This is a genomic window from Pelagibacterium sp. 26DY04 (genome assembly GCF_031202305.1).
GTDB lineage: Bacteria > Pseudomonadota > Alphaproteobacteria > Rhizobiales > Devosiaceae > Pelagibacterium.
On record NZ_CP101731.1, the window covers coordinates 3,749,159 to 3,772,857 of the forward strand.

General features: G+C 64.9%; 23 protein-coding genes. 7 read left to right on the forward strand and 16 right to left on the reverse strand.

Annotated features, from left to right (window positions below; translation table 11 throughout):
• The first annotated feature begins 6 nt into the window (after positions 1-6).
• Positions 7-1,008: an LLM class flavin-dependent oxidoreductase gene (locus NO932_RS18620; RefSeq protein WP_309208873.1), complete on the forward strand. Its 1,002-nt coding sequence runs from the start codon at positions 7-9 to the stop codon at positions 1,006-1,008.
• Between the two features lie 341 nt (positions 1,009-1,349).
• Here the strand turns inward: NO932_RS18620 and leuB are convergent, their stop codons facing one another.
• Genes leuB through leuD form a run of 3 tightly spaced genes read right to left on the reverse strand, consistent with a single transcriptional unit; the run spans position 1,350 to position 3,534 of the window.
• Complete coding sequence (gene leuB, locus NO932_RS18625) at positions 1,350-2,444, reverse strand: 3-isopropylmalate dehydrogenase (RefSeq protein ID WP_309208874.1); 1,095 nt, start codon at positions 2,442-2,444, stop codon at positions 1,350-1,352.
• Positions 2,445-2,476: 32 nt separating this feature from the next.
• A complete protein-coding gene (locus NO932_RS18630; protein WP_309208875.1) occupies positions 2,477-2,899 on the reverse strand; it encodes a GNAT family N-acetyltransferase in 423 nt (140 codons plus the stop codon).
• A 29-nt stretch (positions 2,900-2,928) separates the two neighbouring features.
• Positions 2,929-3,534: a 3-isopropylmalate dehydratase small subunit gene (gene leuD / locus NO932_RS18635; RefSeq protein WP_309208876.1), complete on the reverse strand. Its 606-nt coding sequence runs from the start codon at positions 3,532-3,534 to the stop codon at positions 2,929-2,931.
• 161 nt (positions 3,535-3,695) lie between these two features.
• Between leuD and deoD the strand changes: the two genes are divergently transcribed.
• Positions 3,696-4,406, forward strand: coding sequence for a purine-nucleoside phosphorylase (gene deoD / locus NO932_RS18640; protein WP_309208877.1), 711 nt, complete (start codon positions 3,696-3,698; stop codon positions 4,404-4,406).
• Positions 4,407-4,631: 225 nt separating this feature from the next.
• On the opposite strand, the gene purH is transcribed toward deoD, so the two are convergent.
• The 4 genes from purH to htpX form a co-directional block, all read right to left on the reverse strand.
• Positions 4,632-6,224 (reverse strand): bifunctional phosphoribosylaminoimidazolecarboxamide formyltransferase/IMP cyclohydrolase, encoded by a 1,593-nt coding sequence (gene purH, locus NO932_RS18645; RefSeq protein WP_309208878.1) that lies wholly within the window; start codon positions 6,222-6,224, stop codon positions 4,632-4,634.
• Between the two features lie 108 nt (positions 6,225-6,332).
• Positions 6,333-7,973, reverse strand: coding sequence for a heparinase II/III family protein (locus tag NO932_RS18650; protein ID WP_309208879.1), 1,641 nt, complete (start codon positions 7,971-7,973; stop codon positions 6,333-6,335).
• Between the two features lie 78 nt (positions 7,974-8,051).
• The gene (locus tag NO932_RS18655; protein WP_309208880.1) at positions 8,052-9,359 is read right to left on the reverse strand and encodes a transcription antitermination factor NusB; all 1,308 of its coding nucleotides are present in this window, start codon (positions 9,357-9,359) and stop codon (positions 8,052-8,054) included.
• Positions 9,360-9,363: 4 nt separating this feature from the next.
• A complete protein-coding gene (gene htpX / locus NO932_RS18660) occupies positions 9,364-10,341 on the reverse strand; it encodes a zinc metalloprotease HtpX (protein ID WP_309211087.1) in 978 nt (325 codons plus the stop codon).
• 109 nt (positions 10,342-10,450) lie between these two features.
• Between htpX and NO932_RS18665 the strand changes: the two genes are divergently transcribed.
• Positions 10,451-10,642: a DUF1674 domain-containing protein gene (locus NO932_RS18665; RefSeq protein ID WP_309211088.1), complete on the forward strand. Its 192-nt coding sequence runs from the start codon at positions 10,451-10,453 to the stop codon at positions 10,640-10,642.
• On the opposite strand, the gene NO932_RS18670 is transcribed toward NO932_RS18665, so the two are convergent.
• From NO932_RS18670 to tsaD, 9 genes are all read right to left on the reverse strand, one after another.
• On the reverse strand, positions 10,639-11,820 hold the full coding sequence (locus NO932_RS18670; RefSeq protein WP_309208881.1) for an OpgC domain-containing protein: 1,182 nt from the start codon (positions 11,818-11,820) through the stop codon (positions 10,639-10,641). The genes NO932_RS18665 and NO932_RS18670 overlap by 4 nt on opposite strands.
• Positions 11,813-13,606, reverse strand: a complete 1,794-nt coding sequence (gene mdoH, locus NO932_RS18675; RefSeq protein ID WP_309208882.1) for a glucans biosynthesis glucosyltransferase MdoH — start codon at positions 13,604-13,606, stop codon at positions 11,813-11,815. The genes NO932_RS18670 and mdoH overlap by 8 nt, the downstream gene beginning before the upstream one ends.
• A 3-nt stretch (positions 13,607-13,609) precedes the next feature.
• Positions 13,610-13,756: a hypothetical protein gene (locus tag NO932_RS18680; protein ID WP_309208883.1), complete on the reverse strand. Its 147-nt coding sequence runs from the start codon at positions 13,754-13,756 to the stop codon at positions 13,610-13,612.
• A complete protein-coding gene (locus NO932_RS18685; protein WP_309208884.1) occupies positions 13,753-15,372 on the reverse strand; it encodes a glucan biosynthesis protein in 1,620 nt (539 codons plus the stop codon). Before NO932_RS18685 ends, NO932_RS18680 begins: the two co-directional genes overlap by 4 nt.
• Before the next feature lie 330 nt (positions 15,373-15,702).
• Complete coding sequence (locus tag NO932_RS18690; protein ID WP_309208885.1) at positions 15,703-16,116, reverse strand: DUF1761 domain-containing protein; 414 nt, start codon at positions 16,114-16,116, stop codon at positions 15,703-15,705.
• A 102-nt stretch (positions 16,117-16,218) separates the two neighbouring features.
• A complete protein-coding gene (locus NO932_RS18695; protein ID WP_309208886.1) occupies positions 16,219-16,635 on the reverse strand; it encodes an EVE domain-containing protein in 417 nt (138 codons plus the stop codon).
• A gap of 3 nt (positions 16,636-16,638) precedes the next feature.
• Complete coding sequence (locus tag NO932_RS18700; RefSeq protein ID WP_375142790.1) at positions 16,639-16,935, reverse strand: YciI family protein; 297 nt, start codon at positions 16,933-16,935, stop codon at positions 16,639-16,641.
• A gap of 2 nt (positions 16,936-16,937) precedes the next feature.
• On the reverse strand, positions 16,938-17,930 hold the full coding sequence (locus tag NO932_RS18705; protein ID WP_309208887.1) for an NAD(P)H-dependent glycerol-3-phosphate dehydrogenase: 993 nt from the start codon (positions 17,928-17,930) through the stop codon (positions 16,938-16,940).
• Positions 17,927-18,985, reverse strand: coding sequence for a tRNA (adenosine(37)-N6)-threonylcarbamoyltransferase complex transferase subunit TsaD (tsaD, locus tag NO932_RS18710; protein WP_309208888.1), 1,059 nt, complete (start codon positions 18,983-18,985; stop codon positions 17,927-17,929). The genes NO932_RS18705 and tsaD overlap by 4 nt, the downstream gene beginning before the upstream one ends.
• Before the next feature lie 127 nt (positions 18,986-19,112).
• Between tsaD and hemC the strand changes: the two genes are divergently transcribed.
• The 4 genes from hemC to NO932_RS18730 all read left to right on the forward strand — a co-directional run bounded on the left by hemC (position 19,113) and on the right by NO932_RS18730 (position 23,651).
• Positions 19,113-20,057, forward strand: coding sequence for a hydroxymethylbilane synthase (gene hemC, locus NO932_RS18715; protein ID WP_309208889.1), 945 nt, complete (start codon positions 19,113-19,115; stop codon positions 20,055-20,057).
• Positions 20,058-20,061: 4 nt separating this feature from the next.
• Positions 20,062-20,802 (forward strand): uroporphyrinogen-III synthase, encoded by a 741-nt coding sequence (locus NO932_RS18720; protein ID WP_309208890.1) that lies wholly within the window; start codon positions 20,062-20,064, stop codon positions 20,800-20,802.
• Between the two features lie 90 nt (positions 20,803-20,892).
• Positions 20,893-22,281 (forward strand): hypothetical protein, encoded by a 1,389-nt coding sequence (locus NO932_RS18725; protein WP_309208891.1) that lies wholly within the window; start codon positions 20,893-20,895, stop codon positions 22,279-22,281.
• On the forward strand, positions 22,278-23,651 hold the full coding sequence (locus NO932_RS18730) for a heme biosynthesis HemY N-terminal domain-containing protein (RefSeq protein WP_309208892.1): 1,374 nt from the start codon (positions 22,278-22,280) through the stop codon (positions 23,649-23,651). The genes NO932_RS18725 and NO932_RS18730 overlap by 4 nt, the downstream gene beginning before the upstream one ends.
• The last annotated feature ends 48 nt before the right edge of the window (positions 23,652-23,699 follow it).

The window sequence follows — 23,699 nt, forward strand, 5'->3', positions numbered from 1 at the left end:
ACCCAGATGAGCCCGATGACCCTGCCTCCGCTTTCCATTCAGGACCTTGCGCCGATCTCGCAAGGCTATTCCACCCAGGACGCCCTCGCCAGAACCCTCGATCTCGCCCGTCTGGGCGACGAGATGGGCTTTGTCCGCCTCTGGTATGCCGAACATCACGGCATGGCCTCGATCGCCTCCTCGGCGCCCGAGATCCTGATCGCCAACGCCGCCGCCAACACCTCGCGCATCCGCGTGGGCGCCGGCGGCGTCATGCTGCCCAATCACGTTCCGCTGCGCGTGGTTGAGACCTACCGGACCCTCAACGGCCTCTTCCCGGATCGCATCGATCTGGGCATCGGCCGCGCCGGCGGTTCGGACGGGCTGACCCTGCGCGCCCTGCGCTCGACGGGCGGCGAGGATTTCCCCCATGAATTCGCCGAGCTGCTCGCCTTCGAGCGCGGCGGCTTCCCCGACGATCACCCGCTCTCTCGCGTCAAGGTCGTGCCCGGCGAAATCGACCTCGCCCCCATCTGGCTCCTGGGCTCTTCGGGCGCCTCGGCGCAGATGGCCGGCCAATACGGCATCGGCTACGCCTTTGCCTCGCACTTCTCCCCCACCCCGGCCGGCCCGGCCTTTGATGCCTATCGCAGCGCCTTCCGCCCCTCCGATCAGTTCGAAAAGCCCCACGCCATTCTCTGCGTCGCGGTGATCTGCGCACCCACCGACGAGGAAGCCAAACACCTGTCCAAATCCATGGAACTGACCTGGCTCAGCCTGCGCACCAACAATCCCCAGAAGATCGCCCCGCCCGAAGCGGCCGACGCCCATCCCTGGACCGAAGCCGAGCGCGCTTTCGTTGAAAGCCAGTCCAATCTCTGGATCGTCGGCAGCCCGGAAACGGTCAAGGCCAAAATCGAGGAAAAGCTCGCCGAAACCGCCGCCGACGAGGTGATGATCTCGACCACCATTCACGACTACGACAAGCGGCTGGAAAGCTATCGGTTGCTCAAGCAGGTGTGGGGATAGTCCGCAGCCATTAGAGCGTGTCCAGCAAAAGCATGTCCATGGCGAGACCGGAGATGGAAACGGTTTTGCGGTTCGGACACGCGACAAAACAAAGGGTTAGAGCCAAGGATTTGATTCAATCAAATCCTGAACGGCTCTAGTGCGCGCGGCAGCGCCGCGCCCCCCCATCCGTCTCGCTTCGCGAGCCACCTTCTCCCACCAGGGGAGAAGGGTAGCCCCGGGCAGCGTCTCAGTAAGAACTCAAATGCTGACCAAAAGAGCCCCCCTCTCCCCTGGTGGGAGAGGGGCCGGGGGTGAGGGGGCGCAGCCTTTCAACCCCCACCGAAACTCGCGAGGAAGACCTACCCCAGCTTGGCGATGATCGCATCGCCCATTTCGGTCGTCGTCACCCGCCGGCACCCGGTCTGCATGATGTCCCCGGTGCGCAGCCCATCCTCGAGCACGTCTGAAATCGCCGTCTCGAGCCGGCTCGCCAGCTCGATCATCCCGAACGAATAGCGCAGCGCCATGGCAAAGCTCGCGATCATCGCGATTGGGTTGGCGATCCCCTGCCCGGCGATATCGGGGGCCGAGCCGTGCACGGGCTCATACATCGCCTTGCGCCGCCCCGTCTCCGGATCGGGCGCCCCCAGCGACGCCGAGGGCAGCATCCCCAGCGAACCTGTCAGCATGGCCGCGGCGTCCGAAAGGATGTCACCGAAGAGATTATCGGTCACCATCACGTCGAACTGCTTGGGATTGCGCACGAGCTGCATCGCCGCATTGTCGGCAAGGATCTGCTGCAATTCGATCTCGGGATAGTCCTTGGCGGCCTGTTTCACCACCTCGTCCCAGAGCACGCCAGACTTCATAACGTTCTTCTTGTCCGCCGAATGGACCTTCTTGCCCCGCGTCATGGCGAGATCGAAAGCCACCCGCGCGATCCGGTCGATCTCATAGGTCTCGTAAACCTGGGTATCGACCGCCCGCTTCTGCCCATTGCCCAGATCGGTGATCTGTTTGGGCTCGCCGAAATAAACCCCGCCGGTCAATTCGCGCACGATCAATATATCGAGCCCCTCGACCAGCTCCTTTTTGAGCGACGAGGCATCGGCAAGCGCCGAATAGCAGATGGCGGGACGAAGGTTTGCAAACAGCCCCAGATCCTTGCGCAGCCTGAGCAGCCCCGCTTCGGGCCGCACGTCATAGGGCACGTTGTCCCATTTCGGCCCGCCCACCGCGCCGAAGATCACCGCGTCAGCGGCCAGCGCCTTGCCCATGTCCTCCTCGGAAATCGCCGCCCCGTGCGCATCATAGGCGCACCCGCCCACGAGCCCGGTTTCATAGGCGAAATCGGTCAGCCCCTTGCCGTTGAGATAGGCGATGAGCTTTTCGACCTCGGCCATGATCTCGGTGCCGATGCCGTCGCCGGGCAGGAGGAAGAGGGTGTGCGTCATGAAAAGCTACCGTTGCTGGAGAAAGAAGCGCACTAGAAGCGCTTGAGAAAGAAATGGCGGCGCGAACCGGTCGGATGATCCTCGATGGTCGCGAATTCGGTGAACCCGTGCGCCCTGTAGAATTCGGGCGCGCCGAAGGCGAAGGTATCGAGCCACATGCCCTTGAGCCCGCGTTCTTTCGCCCAGTCTTCGGCCCGCGCCAGCAACTGGCTGCCGAGGCCTTGGCCGCGCAGGTTTTCCGGCACGGCCAGGAACTGGACGAACAGCCACTCGAACAAGGCATATCCGGTTAGCCCGCCGATGGTTTCCCCGGTTTGCGGATCGGGGATGAGAAAGCCGACGGGCTGATAATGGTCCGGCCCGGCGCCCGCCGCGGTATTGGCACTGCGGATAAGGTTCGTCAGCACGCCGGAATCGGCATCGCTGGGCTCGAGTGTGAGGCGAATTTCGGTCATGGCCCGTCCCCTCCAGGTTGGGCGGCCCCTCAGATCCAGGGCCGGTTCTCGGCCATCTTGCCTTCAAACCCGCCGATCGTCTCGTCCTTCTTGAGCGTCATGGCGATGTCGTCGAGCCCTTCGAGCAGCACCTGCTTGCGGGCTGGATCGATGTCGAAGGAAATCGTGCCGCCATCGGGCCCGGAAATGGTCTGCGCCTCGAGATCCACCGTCAACGTCGCGTTCGATCCGCGCTCGGCATCGTCGAGCAGCAATTCGAGCTGCTCGGGGGTGACGACGATGGGCAAAATGCCGTTCTTGAAGCAGTTGTTATAGAAGATGTCGGCAAAGCTGGTCGAAATCACGCAGCGGATGCCGAAATCGAGCAGCGCCCAGGGCGCATGCTCGCGGCTGGACCCGCAGCCGAAATTGTCGCCGGCGATCACGATCTTGGCGTTGCGATAGGCGGGCTTGTTGAGAACGAAGTCTTCCTTCTCGCTGCCATCCTCATTGTAGCGCATCTCGGCGAACAGCGCCGTTCCCAGCCCGGTGCGCTTGATGGTCTTGAGATACTGCTTGGGGATGATCATGTCGGTGTCGATATTGATGATCGGCAGCGGCGCGGCGACGCCCGTCAATGTCGTGAACTTGTCCATGACCGTTCTCCCTAACCGTACCCGCGGGTACTCTACTGGGCCAACTCTCTACTGCAATCGCATCCTTTTGCCAAGCGCTCCCGCGCAAAATAGCCGCCCATTGCCTTGCCCGGCAGGGGCGCAGTAAGCTGCCCGCCAGTGTTTTGACCAAGGGATAAAAGATGACGCCGCACAACCACGCAAAGCCTGGCGACTATGCCGAAGCGGTGCTGCTGCCCGGCGATCCCCTGCGCGCCAAATGGATCGCCGAAACCTTCCTTTCAGACGCGCGCCTGGTCAATTCCGTCCGCAATTGCCTGGGCTTTACCGGCACATGGAACGGCAAGCCCGTTTCGGTCCAGGCCACAGGCATGGGCCAGCCCTCGACCGCCATCTATGTGCATGAGCTTTTGAACGTCTATTGCGCCAAAACCATGATCCGCGTGGGCACCTGCGGCGGTCTCAACACCAACGTCAAGGTCCGCGACGTGGTGATCGGCGCTTCGGCCGCCACCGACTCCACCATCGTCAAGGGCGCCTTCGGCAATTACAACTACGCCCCCGCCGCCGATTTCGCGCTCCTGCGCGCCGCCGACGACGCAGCCCGCGCCCACGGCAAGACGGTGCATGTGGGCGGCATCGTCTCCTCGGACATCTTCTACCACCCCTCCGGCCTCGACGCCTATGCCCCGCTCATCGAGCACGGCATTTTAGGCGTGGAAATGGAAGCGGCCACCCTCTACACCCTCGCCGCCCGCTTCGGCGCCCGGGCTCTGACCATCTGCACAATGACCGATTGCCTGATCACCGGCGCCGAAATCGACGCCGAGGCACGGCAGAGTTCATTGACCGACATGGTCGAAATCGCCCTCGAGGTGGCGACGGAGGCGTAATTGGCAACGGACGAGTACGATGAACTACGGTGCTCCCGGCAAGCTCAGCGCACCCCTCACCCCGGCCCTCTCCCTCAAGGGGAGAGGGGGCTATTTGGGCTGGCGCCAGAGCTCTTGCTGAAGCGCTCCCACGGGATACCCTTCTCCCCTTGAGGGAGAAGGTGGGCCGGCGAAGCCGGGTCGGATGAGGGGTGCGCGGCGCCTGCCAGGAACACCCTCGCCAGATCAATGCCTGAAATGCCGCGTGCCGGTGAACACCATCGCCAGCCCCGCCGCGTCGGCCGCAGCGATCACTTCCTCGTCGCGCACCGAGCCGCCCGGCTGGATCACCGCCGTCGCTCCGGCTTCGACCAGCGCCTCGAGCCCGTCGGCAAAGGGGAAGAACGCGTCCGACGCCACGACCGAGCCTTGCGTCAAAGCCCCCTCGATCCCAGCCGCCTGCGCGGCATCGATCGATTTGCGGTGTGCCGTGCGTGCCGAATCCACCCGGCTCATCTGCCCCGCGCCAATCCCCACCGTCGCCCCGTCCTTGACATAGACGATGGCGTTGGACTTGACGTGCTTGGCGACCTTTGCGGCGACCAGCAGGTCGGCCATTTCCTTTTCGGTGGGCGCGCGCCGCGTCACCACCTTGAGCTCGTAATCATCGGCATTGGCATTGTCGCGCGTCTGGACCAGCAGCCCGCCGGCCACCGAACGCACGGTCATCCCCTCGGCCTTGGGATCGGGCAGCGCGTCGGTTACAAGCAGGCGCAGGTTCTTCTTGCCTTCGATGATCTCGATCGCCCCTTCGCTGGCCCCCGGCGCGATGATCACTTCGGTAAAGAGCTTGACGATCTCGCCCGCCGCCGCCTCGTCGAGCGGCCGGTTGAGCGCCACGATGCCGCCGAAGGCCGACACCGGATCGCATTTGAGCGCCGCCTGATAGGCTTCGACCAGCGTTGCGCCCTGCCCCACCCCGCACGGATTGGCGTGCTTGATGATGGCCACCGCCGCCGTCTTTTCGGGATCGAACTCGGCTACCAGTTCGAACGCTGCGTCGGTATCGTTGATGTTGTTGAACGAAAGCTGCTTGCCCTGCACCTGGGTCGCCGTCGCAACGCCCGGCCGGTTGGACCCGTCGGTATAGAATGCCGCCCATTGATGCGGGTTTTCGCCATAGCGCATGGTTTCGCGCAAGCGCCCCGCAAAGCTGCGCCAGGCAAGATCGGGCACATCGAGGGTGTTGGCGAACCAGTTCGAGACCGCCGCGTCATAGGCCGCCGTCCGGGCGTAGGCCTTGCCCGCATATTTCTGCCGGCGCGGATAGGGCACTTCGCCCCCCTCCTTGAGGGCGGCCAGCACATCGGCATAATCGGCCGGATCGACGATCACCGTCACGTCCCCATGGTTCTTGGCCGCCGCCCGGATCATCGCCGGCCCGCCGATGTCGATGTTTTCGATCACCTCGTCATAGGCGGCGCCCTTGGCGACGGTTTCGGCGAACGGATAAAGGTTCACGACAACCAGATCGATGGGCGAGATGTCATGGATGCGCATGGCGCTTTTGTGCGCGTCGTTGGAGCGGATGCCCAAGAGCCCGCCATGCACCTTGGGGTGCAGCGTCTTGACCCGCCCGTCCATGATCTCGGGAAATCCGGTGACCTCGGAAATATCGATCACCGGCAGCCCCTCTTCGGCCAAAGCCTTGCGCGTGCCGCCGGTGGAAACGATCTCGACCCCGAGCCCGGCCAGGGCCGTCGCGAATTCGATGATCCCGGTCTTGTCGGACACCGAAAGCAGCGCCCTTTTGACTTTGGTTGCACCCGCCTGGCCCATGGAAAATCCTGCCGTGATTGCTTGAAGGGAAAGAATGGGCGCGGCCCTATCACGGATCGGCCCGGGTGGGAACTGCGCTATTGGGCGCAATGGCGCTCCGCTGTGCGATCACGATTGCCGCGTGAACACCCAGGCGATTTCCGCCTCGTTGCGCGCGGTGCCATGCAGCACGATCTGCCGCGTCTTGATCAGCCCGAAATGCGCCGAATGGCGCACGCTGTCCTCGATATCGGCCGACGCTCCTTCCCAGAGAAACGACCAGGCTTCGCCATTGCGATAGATCATGCGGATCAGGTCTTCACCGCTCGAGCGCTCGGTCACCACCCCTGGGGCGAGGTGAAAGCGGATCGAGAACATGCCCTGCTGGCGCGCCGTCCGTCCGGCGGCCATAAACCTGTCCTGCCCCACCAGGGTCTGCCCGCCCCCCATCAGCGTCAGGCGCCGCACGATGTCGAGACCGTACCGGTCGCGATAGGCGCCCGAGCGCATCTCGACAGCGTTTTCCTGGGCTTCGAGTGTGATTTGCGGCGGCGCGCCGCGCAACTGCAGCGCTCCGCTTCGTCCGATCCCGGCGCTCGATATGTCTTCGATGGTCGGCGCGCTATGGGCCGAGGTGTGACGGAAGAGGTTGCGGCTTTCGGCCAACTGCCCCGGCGCCGGCCCGCAATTGCCCGCAACCAGTGTCGAGCCGCACGCATATTCGAAGCTCAGCGCCCCCGCATGGGCATCGGCGGCAAATTCGACCGGCGGGACCTGGCCCGAATCGGCCACCACCTTGCCCGGACCGTCGACCAGGATCCCATACCCCCCGCACAGTCCCGACCCGGTGGCGCGCACGCCCGATTGCGCGGCGATGGCCAAAACCAGTTCCACCGGCACCTGCCCGCAGCCATTGGCATAGACCGGCTCGCGCGTCCCCAGCACCAGCTTTTCGAGCGCCCGGTGCATGGCTTCGATACGCCTTGCGATTCCCGACGAAACCGTCCCATGCCGCTGCCCCAGAACCTGGTTGACCGGAATGATCTCGGACAGGATCTGGATCTGGGCGAAGGGGCTGCGGGATTTGACCAGCCCGTCATCGTCGAGCCCGCCTTCCAGCAACATTCCCAGCCGCTCGATGTGAGCCGCCAGCTCCCGGCTCTCCTCGCTTTCGCTGAGCGCGGCGCCCGCCAGCGCGATCTCGACCATCAGCCGCTCGAGCGGATCGCTGACGAACGCCGCCCGCACCTTGAGCGAGGAGATCTGTACCGAAAGCGAGCGCGCAATGGCCCGCATCTGCTCGGCCGTTGCCCCTTCGGCCAGCAGCGAAAAGGATTTGAGCCAGTTGAGCACCCGCCGGGCCGTGATGAACACGTCCCAGGCATCGCGCTCGAAAGTGCCGAACCGGGCGATCCAGTCGAGCACCAGGGTGCGGGCAAAGGCGCGCTGGCCGGGATCGGTCAGCGCCGAAAAGTGCCGCAGCCAGCCAAAGCCATGAAGGTCCTCGAACCAATCGTCGGCTTCGGTATCGACGGCAAAGGGGGATTGGCCGCCGGTTTCCACCAGGCGTCCCGAGAGCAGATATTTGCCCTCCATCATCTCGATGACCGTCTGGGCGTCGGCGGGGCGGAATTCGGCGAGCCGGGGCACGAACTTGCCGGCATCGGCTCCCGACCATGTCCATGAAAACAGCGCGTGGGTCACCGTGCGGTCGGCTAGCCCCAGGCCCGCCCGCCGCAGACCGAAACGCAAAACTTCAAATACGCCCATACCCGAACCCTACTCGCAGGGTCCAATGTATCATCAACTTGCCGTTAACCACAGGAAAACTGCGGGAATTTTGCCCCCTCAGCCGGCTTTTTTGATCAGTCGTGCCATGAAAAAGCCGTCGAGGCCTCCCCCCACTTTTCCCGGCAGGTCCAGCGCCGGCGTGATTCGCACAGCGCCTTCGCCGCTCAGTGGGGCGTCCCAGCCCTCCATCTCCGAAGCGGCGATGGGATCGAGAACGAAATCGCCCAGCGCCGATTTGGCCCAATCGATCTGCTCTTCGCCCTCTTCCCGTTCGAGGGAACAGACGCAATAGACGAGCCTCCCTCCCGGCTTGACCAGGCCGGCGGCATGGGTGAGCATTTTTCGCTGCAGCGCAACGCGCTCGGCGATTCCCTTTTCATCCCGATGCCAGAGCACCTCCGGGTGCCGCCGGAACGTGCCGGTCGCCGAACAGGGCGCATCGAGCAGCACCGCGTCGAACACCGGGCCCGGCCGATAATCGAGCGCGTCGCCCACCACCAGTTCGGCCGCGAGCCCCAGCCGATCCAGATTTGCAGCCACGCGTTCCATGCGCTCGGCGGAAATGTCGAGCGCTGTGACCTCGGCCCCCGCCGCCGCCAATTGCGCCGTCTTGCCCCCCGGCGCCGCGCAAAGGTCGAGCACCTTGTCTCCCGGCTTAACCCCGAGCAACCGGGCCGGAACGGAAGCCGAAACATCCTGCACCCACCATTTGCCCTGGGCGAACCCGGGCAGATCGGCAACGCTCGCCTCGCGCGAGGCGAGCCGCACGCTCGCCCCCAGCACCGGCTCGCCGCCCAGCGATGCCGTCAAATCTTCATCGGGAGCCTTGAGGGTCAGATCGAGCGGCGGTGTCTCGATAAGCCGTTCAGAAAATGCTGCAATCGCCCCATCGCCATAGGCGGCACGCCAACGCGATTGCAGCCATTGGGGAACCAGCAGATCGTGGGGAAACGTCGAGAACTTGCCGGCCTCTCGCTGGACCGAGCGCAGCACGCCATTGACCAGTCTGTCGAACCGCCCGGCGCGCTTGTCGGCCCGCGCCGATTCGACGGCAAGGTGGATCGCCGAATGGGCCGGAATCTCGTCCATGTAGAGAAGCTGCGCCACACCGATCCGCAGCACCGCCTCGAGAATGCCCGCTCGCTGCGGCACGCCCTTATTGAGCATCGCCTCGAGCACGGCATCGATCTGCCCGTGCCGGCGCAGGGCGACGGTGACCATCTTGTTTGCCAACGCCCTGTCGCGCCCCTCGGCCAGCCTGTCGCCGCCGATCGGGGCGAAGGGCTTGCCCTCGAGCACATGCCTGAGATGAAAAGCGGCCTCAAGCCGAAGCTTGAGGCCGGGCAGATCGTGTTTATTCGTCAAAAACCTATCCCCAGGGTCCGGCCGCTCCGCCATCGTCCCCACGCGGCCGCGTGCCGGGCGTACGCCAGCTCTGGCCGGGCCGGACATTGGCCTCGACGGGGTTTACCCGGCTGCGCGGCGTTTGACCACCGCCTCCGCCGGAAACCCGTGCCATGTCCATCAGGGCGCGGATGCGGTTTTCCACATTGGGGTGGGTGGAAAACAGATTGTCCATCCGTGCCCCCGACAGCGGGTTGGAGATGTACATATGCGCCATGGCCGGGGCGCGCTCGGCCGCCACATTGACCGTGCGCTTGCCGATGGCCGAGATCTTTTCGAGCGCGCTGGCCAGCGCGGTCGGATCGCCGCAGATCGCCGCGCCGTCCTTGTCGGCCTCGTATTCCCGCGTCCGGCTCACCGCCATCTGCACCAGCATCGCGGCGATGGGAGCCAGGATCACCATGGCAATGGTGCCGAAGACGCCAAGGGGATTGCTGTTGTCGCGCCCGCCGCCGAAGAACAGCCCGAACTGGGCCAGCATCGAGATCGCACCGGCCAGCGTCGCGGTCACCGTCATGGTCAGCGTATCGCGGTTCTTGATGTGGGCAAGCTCGTGCGCGATCACCGCGGCCACTTCCCGGCTGTCGAGATATTTGACGAGCCCCGAGGACACGGCCACCACGCCCTTTTCCGGGCTGCGGCCGGTCGCGAACGCATTGGGCTGGTCGGTTTCGATGAGGTAAAGCTTGGGCATCGGTAGCCCGGCATTGTCGGCCAGCCGCTGGGTCATCTGATAGAGCTCGGGCGCCGAGCGCGGATCGATCTCCTTGGCGCCCTGCATCGAGAGCACCATCTTGTCCGAATTCCAATAGGCAAAGGCATTGGTGCCCAGCGCGAACAGGAAGGCGATGGCCATGCCACCCGTGCCGCCGATCAGATAGCCCACGCCCATGAACAGCGCCGTCATGCCGGCCAGAAGGATCGTGGTTCGCAATGCGTTCATCATCGTCCGACTTTCACAAACAGTGGTCGCCTATTATGATGGGAACCCCGGAGGCGTCCCACAAGTCCTCATGGGCCTAAACTCTTCGTTCAATACCGGCAATATCCCCATGATCACAGCCTTCAATACCAAGCGTCCGGACCCCGAAATCGCCAAAAGAGCGCTCGAGGAAGCCAAGGCGCGCCGCGCCGAGATCGATGCCAAAACCTCTGCCGCCCCGCGCGAAATCGACGGCCGCGGCGGCCTCGACCCCGCCCGCTACGGCGATTGGGAGATCAAGGGCATCTCGTCCGATTTCTAAGGCGCCGCCTTGGCCGCTATCGCCTTCTTGTTCGCCTGCGCCCGCTTGGTGACCCTGAGCGCATAGGCCAGCGCGAACTGCACCCCGAGCCCAGCCCCGATCAGCACCAGATCGGTCAGAAGGCTCCGCTCGATCCCCGCATTGACGGCCTGCAGCAGCACAGACAGCACCGATCCGGTGGCAAAAACCGCAAGCCCGTTCTGTCCCAAAAGACGAAAAGGCTCGGCCCACCGGCTTTCCGAGGCTATATAGACCCAGGAAAAGCAGGAAAGAATGTAGGCCAGCGCCAGGAAATGGCTCAGCCGCAGCATCGCGGCATAGGTCTTGTCGAACGAGACGAGATAGAACGGCACCCCGGCGTTGCCCAGCTCCGCCATGAAGCGGTTGGCAACCGGCCCAACTCCGGGCACATGCTTCCAGATGATCGTGGCAACCAGCCAGGCGCCGCACAGCCACATCAGCCAGCCGATCCGGGGCACGAAACGCTCGCCGCGCTTGAGGAAAATCCCAGTCAAAAGCCCAAGCACGAATATGATCTGCCAGGAAAACGGATTGAAGAACCAGCCGCCCGGATTGGGATAGTTGGGCAGGTTGATGCGGAATTGCCCGGCCAGCACCCAGACGATCACCGAAGCGGCAAGCAGGAGATAAGGACGCCTCAGTCCCACCCAGAGCAACAGCGGGGTCACCAGCAGCAAGGTGAGATAGAGCGGCAGGATATTGAAATAGCCGAGTTGATGTCCCAGTAGGGGAATGCCGATCAGCACAGCCAGGGGGTTAGCGAAAGCGGGCCGCAGGTTGATGGTGGTCAAAAGCTCGTAAAGCCCGAACCAGAGCGCTGCCGCCGCAAAGATGCCGATCGCCATGGCGGTCGTCGAAAGATGCACGAAATAGAGCGTCCGCGCCCGCGCCCAGACCCTGGCGATGCCGGGCCAGTAGGGCGCGCTCAGGAACCCCGACGCATAGGCGAGCCCGGCCGCCGTGCCCGAAAGAAAGACGAACGCTTCGGCGGCGTCGGAAAATCCCCAATTGCGATTGGTGAAATGTTCCAGCGCATTGCCCGGCACGTGGTTGATGAAGATCATCACCAGCGCCAGTCCGCGCAACACGTCGATGCGCGGATCGCGGACCGAGCGCATCGGCAATTCCGGCATCAGCCGGCTATGGCGTTTATGCATGCGTTGGCGCGCCTTCCCTCACCGCGTGGCTTTTATGGCCAGGCTCGCTCCGGCCGCCAATCCATGAGGAAACAATAGCATCGCGTTCCGCCACAATGGGCGAGCGATCGCATTCTTGGGGTGCAAGAAAGATCGAACTTTCGAACGGTTTGGACGAAATCCAGATCAAAAGCGGCGCGACCACCATGGGCCCGGCCACCGGCACCAGCCACACGAGAATCGCGGGGGTAAAATAAGCGGCGCCCGCCAGCATGGTCACGCCGATCAGGACCATGGTGCGGCTCGCCATCCAGGCATCGGACAGAGGCAGCGCCTGGGTGCCGCGCCGGGTCGCCGGCCATCCCCCATCCGCTCCGGTCAGCACCTGGAACACCGAGCGGGTCTGAAACAGCAGCATCACCGGGGCGATGATGCTCGAAAGCACGATCTCGACGAGCACTGAAACGGTTGCCCGTCCTGCCCCGCCATGGCGCGCCACCCGGCCGGCCGAGATCGCCTGGGCCAGAATCAAAAGCTTGGGCAGGATCAAAAGCCCGAAAATCCCCACCAGAAGCGTGATCGCTTTCGATGTCTGATCGTCAGGAAACACCGGGAAGAGCTGATAGGGCTCGGGGAAATAATCGGGTGCCGGCGCGAAATAGGGCGCAACGAGGCTCAGGATCAAAAAGGCCGCCCAGATGGGCGAGGAGAGATAGGCAAGGATGCCCTGGACGAAAACGAACCGGCTCCACCCCGAAAGCTTTGGCGCCCCCAAGAGCTTGATATGCTGGAGATTGCCCTGGCACCAGCGCCGGTCGCGCTTGGCGAATTCGACAAGATTGTCCGGCCCTTCCTCGAACGAGCCGGTAAGATCGGTATCGAGCCGCACGATCCAGCCATTGCGCGCCAGAAGCGCCGCTTCCACATAGTCGTGGCTGAGCACGTGCCCGCCGAAAGGCGGCTTGCCGCTGAGCACGGGCAGCCCGCACGAGCTGGCGAACGCCTGGGTGCGGATCATCGCGTTATGCCCCCAGAACGGGCCTTCATGCCCCGCCAAGAGCGCAATGCCGCGCGCAAAAACCGGCGAGAAGAAACTTGCCGAAAACTGCACGGCGCGGCCGAACAGCGAATGGGCATTGATGATCTGGGGCAGCGTCTGGAGCAGGCCGAGCCGGGGCTCGGCCTCCATGCGCCGCGCCATCTCGACGATGGTTTTGCCTTCCATCAAGCTATCGGCATCAAGGATCAGCGAAAATTCATACGCCCCGCCCGAGCGGGTGATGAAGTCCTCGATGTTGCCGGCCTTCTTTCCTGTGTTTTCGGCCCGGCGGCGATAGAACATGCGCCCCTTGCCACCGCTCTCCTCGAGAAGCCGGGCGAACCAGATTTCTTCCTGCCGCGCCGTCTGGGGATCGCGGGTATCGGACAGGATGGCGAAATCGAAAAGCCCGCTCATCCCTTCTCCGGCGATCGAGCGGTCCATGGCCAGAACCCGCGAAAACGTCTCGACCGGATCTTCGTTGTAGATGGGGACCAGGATTGCCGTCCGTCCCCGCACCCTTTCGGCAGCCTGCCGAGCGTCATGCACCTTGGGGCGATAGAGCAGCCCGACAACGCTCTGGCTTGCCCCCCAGGCCAGCCACAGCGTCGAGATGGCGATCAGCACGAGGCGGACGAAATCGAGCGCGTCGAGCCCGTTGGTGGCCGCGAACTGGATGAACAGCGAGGATGCGATCCCGCTCAGCCCGAGCGAGAGCAGGAAGGCAATGATCCGGTAGAGCCGCGCCTGCGCGCGGACCCGATCCATATCCTAGTGCTCCCGGCGCAGGCCGATCGGGTCGCGCACGAACATCGAGAAAAAGCGCATCAGCGCAGAGCGGACCATGCCCGGTCGCTCAAGCTGCTGCTTGGGCATGGGCATGGGCGCATGGGGAAGGGGATCGAACTCGTTCATCATTCACCCATCCATTGATAGAGCCAGGTTTCAGTGAGCCTCTGGCCGAACCCGCGAACATGGCCCACGAGCTCGATGGCCTGACCGCCGGTAACGGTCACGTCGATGACAAGGCGCCAGATATCGGTGCCGTCGATTTTCTTGAGCACGAGTGAGGAGATTTCCCCGCCGGACACTGTAACGACCGGTTCGACGTCTTCGTTCCCCGCTTCGACGCGCCCAAGCATGCCGCCCTGGAAATCGACCACGAATTTGCGCAGATCGGGCGCATTCTCAATGCCCGACACGCCCCCGTGCCCGGTGCGGGTTTCCAGCACATGGGCGATGTCGAGCGATTCATCGGGCGCAAGATCGCCCCAACGCATCAGATAGCGGTATTCGTGCTCTTCGCCGGCCAATGCTGGCCGCTCGGGAATCCAGAACGCCACGATATTGTCGTTGACCTCCTGGTCCGAGGGAATCTCCACCAGCCGCACATTGCCCGCGCCCCAATCCCCGATGGGCTCGATCAGCAGCGAGGGCCGGCGTTCGTAATGGGCCTCGGCGTCCTGATACTCGGCAAAATCACGGTCGCGCTGGAAAAGGCCAAAGCCGCGCGGATTGGTTTCTGCGAAATAAGAGCTGCCGAGCTGGGGCGGATTGTTGAGCGCCCGCCAGAGCCGATCGCCTCCGTCGCGCCAGATCGCCAGCCCATTACTGTCATGGACCTGCGGGCGGTAATCGTCAAATTGCGAGCGGTTGGTTTCCGAATAGAGGAACATCGAAGTCATGGGCGCGATGCCGAGCTGCTCGATATCGGCCCTGAAGAACAGCCGCGCGGTCACCTCTATATGGGTCTCTCCACCCGGCCGGATGTCGAACCGGAAAGCGCCGGTGACGCTCTGGCTGTCGAGCGCGGCATTGACGACGACGTTGCGCTGCCCCGGCTGCGGTCGCTCGAGATAAAACTGGGAAAAGCGCGGGAATTCCTCGCTCGCGGCAAGTCCGGTGTTGATGGCAAGGCCCCGGGCGCTCAGCCCGTAGAAATTGTCCCGTCCCAGCGCACGGAAATAGCTCGCGCCCACGAACGAGATCAGTTCGTCGAAATATCCGGGGCGGTTGAGCGGGTAGTTGAGACGGAAACCCACCACACCGGGGAATTCGGTGTCGCCCTCTTCGATGCCTTCGACCGGCCCCTGATAGCGGAAATCGTCGAACCCGAAACCGAACGGGCGCGCCACGCCATCGACCACCTCGAACAGGTCCACCCGTTCCTTGTAGAGCCATCCGGGATGGAAGGCATGCACGCGGAACTGGTCGCCCTCTTGGGACCATCGGGCCCTTTCGACATCGAACTGGATGTGCCGGTAGCCGTCGTAATCGAGTTCGGCGAACGGGCCGGGAAGATCGGTGGGAGGCGCCTGATAGGCTTCGCCGGCCCTGGCGCGCATCCATTCGGTCAAAAGATCGAAGGAAAATTCCTGCCCTTCGGGTGCGGGGGCCGGCGCCTCTTCAGGCGGCGGCGCGTCCTGTGCCAAAAGGCTCCCCAGAGCTGTGGTGCTCAGAAGGAAGCTTGCGGGAAGGGCGCCCAGAATGAAACGGCGCGACGGCGAAAAGGTCTTAGCAGCAATAGGGTGCATGAACTCTTGTACTCGGGCAACGGCGCCCGGTGGCCGCGCGCCGAATGTCTTTCAATTACAACGCCGGAACGAGGCCAAGCCAGCGCCAAACGATGGCAAACCCTGAAGGTTCCTGCATGCCTCTGTTTCCAAAAATGCATAGCTTGGACCCATCACGGCTCCGTGATGACTTCGCCATCGAATCGGGCGATTCGATGACTGACGCATGCCGGCAGGCAATCTGCCGCACCTGCCCCGGCTATGCCCGGACGGCAGGGCGTGACCGGCCCGGTTTTGCACCGGGCCAGTTTCAACAGCTCGATGAAAAAAATATTCGGGAGCGTTGCGTATTCAGCCCAGGAGCCCCAGCACCACGCCCTCCACGATCATGACACCCAGCAGGTATCCGCCGTCGATCACCGCCAGGGACCAGCTCATACCCTGATAGCGGTGGTTGAGGATCATGGCGGGCAAAAGGAAACCCACCCAAAGGTGCAGCCCTACGGTAATCGCGTTGCCAACGCTCATCTCCCCAAGGATCATCCGGGTGAAGAGCGCCAGGAAATAGGCCATGACCAAAAGCATCACGGCGCCCCAGATGAACGGTGCCGCTTGCCCGCCCGAGCCGGCCATGATCTGTTCGACGGTCTTGCCGGTCGCCGCGATCCACTGCTTTGACAGCACCATATACCAGGCCGCCCCGAGCGCCATCGCGGCGATCATTGCGAGCAGAACGCCCAGCCAGTTGACGTTGAGATAATCCATCGCGTCCTCCCTCAACGGCAGCCCGGATGCCCCACGCCTCCGAATCAGTCCGCCGCAGACGTGCCGATTGTGCGCGCGATTCGACCCGATCGCCAATCGTGCCTAGGGCTCGACGCCGCCCATCTTGCAGATCAGCGTCCACTCGGCCTCGCTCACCGGCTGCACCGAGAGGCGCGAATTGTTGACCAGCACCATCTTTTCGAGTTCGGGCACCGTCTTGATCTCATCGAGCGTCACCGGCCGAGCGAAGGGGCGCACCGCCTCGACGTCCACGCATTCCCAGCGCGGATCATCGGTCGTCGAATCGGGGTGGATCTCATTGGCGACCTGCACGATCCCCACCACCGCCTTTTCCTTTACCGAGTGGTAGAAAAACCCGAGCTCGCCCTTTTTCATCGCCCGCATATTGTTGCGCGCCTGGTAGTTGCGCACTCCGCTCCACTCTTCGGGCGCGCCCTTTTTGACCTGATCGTCCCAGCCCCAGGTTTCCGGTTCGGACTTGAAAAGCCAGTATGCCATGGCTCAGAGCCCCTCCGGCCGCTTGATGACCCAGTTCCAGGGCCGCACCTCGACGCTCTCGAACACCCCGGCCTGGGCATAAGGATCCCGAGCCACCAGCGCCTGGGCGGCATCGCGGTCGGCAGCGGTCACCACCATCATCGAGCCGATCGCCTTGCCGTCCTCGTCGAGGAACGGGCCGGCCAGCACCATGGCATCGGCATTGTCTTCCCAGAACTGGAGATGGGCCGGGCGCACTTCAAGCCGCTTTTCCAGATAGTCGGGTTTGTCGAACGCGGTCACCGCGAACATTTTTGTCATCTCTAGCCTTCCCTCTTGAGTGGTCGTCTCATCAGCATGGGCACGATCGCCTCGATCCGTGCCCGCCCCGAAATCAGCATTTCCACCGCCTCGATCAGCGGCGCGTCGATCCCCTCGACCTCAGCCACCGCCTTGGCGACCGGCGCGGTGAACAGCCCCTCGGCCAGTCCCATGCCCGAGGCGCGTATCACCTCTACCGTCCGCCCCTGCCCCAGCGCCACCCCGAAACGGTAATTGCGCGAGGCGTCCGAAGTGCAACTGAGCGCCAGATCGCCGATCCCGGCAAGCCCGGCAAGAGTCGCTTCGCTTCCCCCCAGCGCCACGATCATTCGCCCCATTTCGGCAAAGGCGCGCGCCAGAAACGCCGAGCGCGCCGAAAGCCCCAGCCCGGCGCCCTCGATCGCCCCCGCCCCAAGGGCATAGACATTCTTGAGCGCTCCGCACATCTCCACCCCGGCGATGTCCCCGCTCGCATAGGGGCGGAAACAGTCCGAGGCAAGCAGCGCCGCGATCTCCTCGGCGCGCGCGGCATCGGGACCGGCCAGCGTCACCGCCGTCGGCTTTCCCGCCGCCACGTCATGGGCAAAGCTGGGGCCAGAAAGAACAAACGGCTCGGCCTTGGGCGCCATCTCGGCAAGAATCTGGCTCTGCCGGTCATTGCTTCCCGCCTCGAGCCCCTTGGCGCAAAGGATCACCGGCTTCGCCGCCAGCATGTCCCCGCCCAGCGCCCCAAGCGTTGCCCGCGTCGCCTGCGCCGGCACCACCATCAGCACCGCATCGGCATCTTCAAGCCCGGCAAAATCGGTCTGCGCCATAAGCCCGGCATCGAGCGCGATATCGCCCAGATACCGGGGCAGACGGTGCTCACTATTGATCTGGGCCGCAGCGGCGGCATCGCGCCCCACAAGCGTTACGGCATGGCCCGCGAACGCTGCCGCCTGCGCCAACGCCGTTCCCCAGGCACCTGCACCGATCACGAAAATCCGCGCGCTCAAGCCGCGCCCCCCAATTGGTCGAGCGGCCAGCGCGGGCGCGCCACCGCATCGAGCCCATCGACCAGCCCCAGGGCGAGCCGCTCGGCCCCCGCCCAGGCGATCATCGCTCCATTGTCGGTGCAAAGCGCCGGCGGCGGAATCACCAGCTCGGCTCCTGCCTGCTCGGCAATTGTCCGTAAAGCTGCGCCGATCGCCTTGTTGGCCGCGACCCCGCCGGCCACCACGAATGTCGGCCGCATATCCGGATAGAGATCTGCAAACCGCTCCAGCGCCTGTTTCGAGCGCACCGCCACGATCTCGGTCACCGCCGCCTGAAAACTCGCGCACAGATCGGCGATGTCTTTGTCCGACACCGGCGCTGCAGCTTCCGCCGCCAGCCGCAACGCGGTCTTCAGTCCCGAAAACGAGAAATCGAGACGCTTTTCGCGGAGCAGCGGGCGCGGCAGGTCGAACCGCTCGGGATCGCCCCCCTCGGCCGCCCTTTCCACTTCCGGCCCGCCGGGATAGCCCAGTCCCAAAAGCTTGGCCGCCTTGTCGAAGGCTTCCCCCAGCGCGTCGTCGATGGTCGAGCCCCAACGCTGGTACGCGCCCACGCCCGTGACCAGAACGAACTGCGAATGCCCGCCCGAAACCAGCAGCATCAGATAGGGGAACTTGACCCCATCGGTCAGCCGCGCCGTGAGCGCATGCCCTTCCAGATGGTTGACGGCAAGCAGTGGCTTGCCGCTCGCCGCCGCCAGCGCCTTGCCGGTGGTGAGCCCCACCAAGACGCCCCCGATCAGCCCCGGCCCCGCCGTTGCGGCGATTCCGTCAAGCTCGGAGAGCTCCACGCCCGCCTCTTTGAGCGCCCGCCTCACGATCCCATCGAGATGAACCACATGGGCCCGCGCCGCCAGTTCGGGCACAACGCCGCCATAGGCCCTGTGCTCCTCGATCTGGCTGCGAACGATGTTGGAAACGATCTCGCCCGCCCCGTCCGCCCGGCGCCGGACCACCGCCGCGGCGGTTTCGTCGCAGCTTGTCTCAATCCCCAAAACGAGCGTATCGCGTTCCATTGCGGCGATCTGGTCTCTGGCCTAAGGCTGTGGTCTGATGGCAGAAGGCGGATCGCAATCCGCTCCCCAAGCGTTTAAAGCGTTCCTGTAAAAACGCGCGCACATCTGTGACACCTGCGAGGCCATATTGCAATCTTCTGCCCCCACCCCCGTCCTTACCCTGGGCACCCGCGGATCCCCCCTGGCGCTTCGCCAGGCCGAGGAGGTGCGCGACCGCCTGATGGCGCTGCATGGATTGGAGGCCGAGGCCATCGCCATCAAGGTGATCAAGACCAGCGGCGACATCATCCAGGACCGCCCATTGTCCGAGGTGGGCGGCAAGGGCCTGTTCACCAAGGAGATCGAGATCGCGCTGGCCAGCGGCGAGATCGATCTTGCCGTCCATTCGGCCAAGGATGTGGCCACCACTCTGCCCGAGGGCATGATCCTGCCCGCCTATCTGCCGCGTGAAGACGTGCGCGATGCCTTTTTATCGCTGATCGCCAAGAGCCCCGACCACCTGCCCGAAGGCGCGGTGATCGGGTCGTCCTCTCTGCGCCGCCGCGCCCAGATGAAGCGCTTCCGCCCCGATTTCCGCACTGTCGAGTTCCGCGGCAATGTCCAGACGCGGCTTAAAAAACTTGCCGATGGGGTGGCCGACGCAACGCTGCTCGCCATGGCCGGATTGAACCGGCTGGGCGAGGCCCATCGCGTCACCCACACGCTCGATCTCGCCCATTTCCCTCCCGCCCCGGCGCAAGGGGCGATCGTCATCGAAACCCGCGCCGATGACGGCGCCGCCCGGCGTTTTGTCGAACTGCTCGACGATCCCGAGACACGAGTGAAAGTCGAAGCCGAACGCGCTTTCCTCAAGGTCATGGATGGGTCCTGCCGCACCCCCATCGCGGCCCTTACGACCCTTGCGGATGGCAAGCTGAGCCTTTTCGGCCAGATCCTCTCCCCTGACGGCGCGGAAGTCTATGAGGCCGAATTGAGCGCCGACGCCGATGCCGGCGTCGATCTGGGCACGCGTCTGGGCGAAAAACTGCTTGCCGAGGCCGGCCCTGAGTTTATCGAACGGCTCAAAGGCTAGGGCGATGGCGCCGCGTAGCATTCTCGTCACCCGCCCCCATCCCGATGCCGAGCGCACCGCCGCCGGCCTTGCGGCGCTGGGGCTGGAACCCATCGTTGCGCCCATGCTCGAAGCCCGTTTCACCGGCGCCGACATCCCCGATGCGGCGCCCTTCGCCGCGCTCGCCGTGACCTCGGCCAATGGAGTGCGTGCCCTCGCCGCCCATCCCCAAGGCGAGCGTTTTGCCAATCTTCCGGTCTATGCGGTGGGTGATCATACGGCTGCCGAAGCCCGCGCCGTGGGGTTTGAGAGGATTTCCGCCGCCGGCGGCACGCTCGATGATCTCTGCGCCATCATCCTGGCCGACAAACCCGCCGGGCCGATCTTTTATCCCGCCCCCCTCCATCAGAGCGGCGATCTTGCCGGCCGGCTGGCCGAAGCCGGAATCGAGGTCGAGACGCGCATCCTATACCAGATGTGCGCCGCCACGGTGCTCCCGCCCGGTCTCGACCAGCATCTTATCGATGGCGCGATTGCCGGCGCGGTTTTTTATTCGCGCCGCACCGCCGAGATCTTCGCCGGCCTTGTGTCGGGCAGCCAATACGAGCAGGTGCGGCGTTCCCTTTCGTGCCTGTGCCTTTCCGAAAAGGTTGCCGAGCCGCTGATCGACGCCCATTTCCCCCGCATCGGCCTTGCCGACGCACCCAGCCAGGAAGCGATGATGACCCTGGCGCTGGCTTTTTCCCAGGATCAAATCAGTCCATGATGGCCAAAGGCTCGTGGGACGCGCGGACCGGGAGCCGGCACAAAAACAATACGAAACCCGCCCGACACCAACCAGATGAGGCAGGCAGAGATGGTCGAAAAGAAATCCGGTCCGGTCAAACCCCCGATCATCGACGCCAAGCCGCGCACCTCCAACAAGCCGGCGCAAAAGGAAGCCTCCGCGTCCCAGGCCGCCGACCCGACCGAGCCGACGCCGAACCCCGCTCGGGAACCAAACGCAGCCGACCAGCCTGCCGCTTCCGAGACCAGCAAGACCGACGCCGCCCTCAAAAGCGGGCAATCGGAACCTGGGCCGGACAAAGCCGATTCGGTAAAGCCAACCGCTTCCCGCCCCGAAGCCATCCCGTCCGAGCCGGCCGGGCCGGCCGGGCCTGCCCCCGCGTCGGCAGAACCTGCCACTCCTGTCGGTGCCCTGCTCATCGCCGCCGCCGGAGGCGGATTGATCGGGGTTGCCCTGGCCTATGGGCTCGCCAGCTTCGGTCTCTGGCCCCAGGCCGCCGCCGACGCGTCCGCCCTCTCGGCGCTTCAATCGCGTACCGCCGAGCTTGAAGCCAGCCTCACTGAGCGCGCCGGCGAGACCGCAGATTTCGAAACCCGCCTCGAAGACCTCCAGCTCCAGGTTTCGACCCTGGAGCCGCCCGAGCCAGTCTCCACCGAAGGTCTCGCCGTCCAGGCCGACCTCGACGCCCTGGCCAGCCAGATTTCCGATCTTTCCGCCCGCATCGAGGCCGTCGCCGCCGGGGCCTCGGGCGATGAGGTCACCGACGTCGCCCAGAACCTCTCGGGCCTTTCAAGCCAGGTAGCCGCGCTCACCGAACGGCTCGACGCCATCGAGCCGCAGGTCGCCGAAGCCGCCCCTGCGCTCGAATTGGCAATGACCCGGCTGGACGATCTCGATGCGCGGATTGCCGACCAGTCCGATTTCGAGGCCGTTGCCTCCGAGCGCGACCGCATCGCCCGGCTCCCCGCAGCGCTCGGCGCGCTCGAAACCGCCATTGCCTCGGGCGCGCCCTTTGCCACCCAGCTCGCCAAGGTCGAAACGCTGCTGCCCGCGCTCGAAATCCCCGCGCCGACCCATGACGCCGCCGCCACCGGCGTCACCCCGCCGGCAACGCTTCTGGCCGATTTCCGCGCCGCCATCCCCGCCATGCTCGCCGCCACCCCGCGCGACCCGCAGGCCAATTGGGCCCAGACGCTTCTCGATCAGGCCGCCTCGACTCTCGCCCTGCGCCCCACCGATGGCGATTCGCCGCAAGGCCTCGTCGGCCGCACCGAAGCCGCCCTCGCCGCCGGCGATCTGGCTGGTGCGCAAACTGCCTTTGCCGCCCTTCCGCAGCCCATGCAGCAAGCCGCTCCCGGTTTCGCCGAGGCGCTGACCCGGGCTCAGCTCGCCCAGGCCCTGCTTGAAACCGTTCGTTCCGCCGATCCTGCCGCTACCCCGGCGGAGGCCGCCCAATGATCCGTCTCGTTTATTATCTCGCCCTGAGCCTTATCGTCGCGCTGGGTGCCGCTTGGCTCATCGCGCTTCCGGGCACCGTCGAAATCGCCTTCGGCTCCTGGCGCATGAGCCCCGACTTGGGTACGGCGCTCTTCGTGGTCATCGCCATCATTGTCCTGGCCATCGTCCTTTGGGCCATCATCCGCCGGGTGATCGGCGCGCCCGCCGCCATCGCCCGCGCCAATGCCCGCCGCCGCGAACGCGCCGGCGTCGAAGCGCTCTCGGACGGCATGATTGCGCTCCAGGCCGGCGAATTCGCCCGCGCCCGCATGCTGGCCCGCGATGCGAGGACCAAGCTCCCCGACAACCCGGCTGCCCAGCTCCTCGAAGCCCGCGCCGAACTCGCCCTGGGCGACCTCTCCTCGGCCCGCGAGCATTACCGCGCGCTGATCTCGAGTGATCGCACCGCGCTCGCCGCGCTTTCTGGGCTCTACGAGCAGGCCCGCACCCAGAACCGCTCCGCCGCCGCCATCACCTTCGCGCGCAAGGCCCTGGCCATTTCCCCCAGCCTCGACTGGGCGTCCGAAGCCGTGTTCGACGATCTTGCCACGCGCGGCGCCTGGGCCGACGCCCTCGACATGAGCGCCTCGCTCCCCGCCCGCACGCGGGCGCAAAAAGCCGCCAAGAAGCGCCGCCAGGGCGTGCTGGAAACCGCGCTCGCCCTGGCCATTGAGGAAACAGAGCCCGACACCGCCTATGAACACGCCAACAAGGCCTTGAAGGCCATTCCCGATTTCGTGCCCGCTGCGCTGGTGGCCGCCCGCATTCTTATCAATCGCGGCGACACGCGCCGGGCGTCTTCGCTCCTGCGCCGCGTCTGGCGCGCCAGCCACCACCCCGACGCGGCGACGCTTTATGCCCATGTCAAGCCGGGCGCCTCGGCGCTCGAGCGCTTGAAACGCACCCAAGCCCTGATCGAAACCCCCGACAGCCACCCGGCTGCCGCCATCGTCCTCGCCCGCGCCGCCATCGACGCCTATGACTGGAGCACCGCCCGCAACGCGCTCGCCCCGTTTGTCGGCAATTCCCCCACCCGCCAGATGTGCCTTTTGATGGCCGAGATCGAGGAAGGCCAGTCCGGCGATCAGGGCAAGGCCCGCGAATGGCTTTCCCGAGCCGTCAACGCCCCTGCCGACCCGGCCTGGACCACCGATGGCATCACCTCGGACGATTGGGCCCCTGCCTCTCCGGTCACCGGGCGCCTGGACGCCTTCGAATGGAAGGTTCCCCTGGAAACCCGCGCCCTCACGCGTGCTCCTTCCCAAGCCACGCCCGATCCCCTTCCGGCCCCCGCCGAGCCGGCTCAAACGCAACCTCAACCTTCATCCTGAAAAAGCCGTCCCTGCCCGCCTTTGCCCTTGCGAATTACCCGCACCCCC